Here is a 408-nt window from a genome sequence, read left to right on the forward strand (position 1 = left end):
CGTAAACGAATCATCGCCGCATACAAAGAAAATATTTCAGTCTTTGATGTATCATGTGGATTTGATATAAATGCATTGCCTTTTCAAGTGTTCAATGAATGTGTGAGAGATTTTGGCACTGGTGATGGTAATTATGGGACTGCTGACCAAGCGGCATCCGGATTTTGCCAGTCGATGATATCGAGGATATTGGTAACCTTAAGTAATGAATCTTTCAAGTCCACGTTTGGTTTTACGGAGGAATCTAAAGCAGAGAATGAATTTACTTCAAAAGTTGAAGAATTTTTAATGCCAGATAGTGCAAAGGATGTGCTGATTATCTCTGTAGCTAATATACCGTCTGAGAATAAATTAAGGGAGATTTTAGTTAATGCAATTGGTAGATTTTTATTAGAGAAAGCACTTGCT

The 408-nt window shown here is 36.3% G+C and carries 1 protein-coding gene; it reads left to right on the top strand.

The features are described from left to right. Nucleotides 1-408, top strand: a 408-nt coding sequence (locus tag JHD69_RS20530) for a hypothetical protein (RefSeq protein ID WP_199142167.1), incomplete at both ends; no start/stop codon positions are given.

Source organism: Pedobacter sp. ASV12 (assembly GCF_016429155.1).
Taxonomy (GTDB): domain Bacteria; phylum Bacteroidota; class Bacteroidia; order Sphingobacteriales; family Sphingobacteriaceae; genus Pedobacter.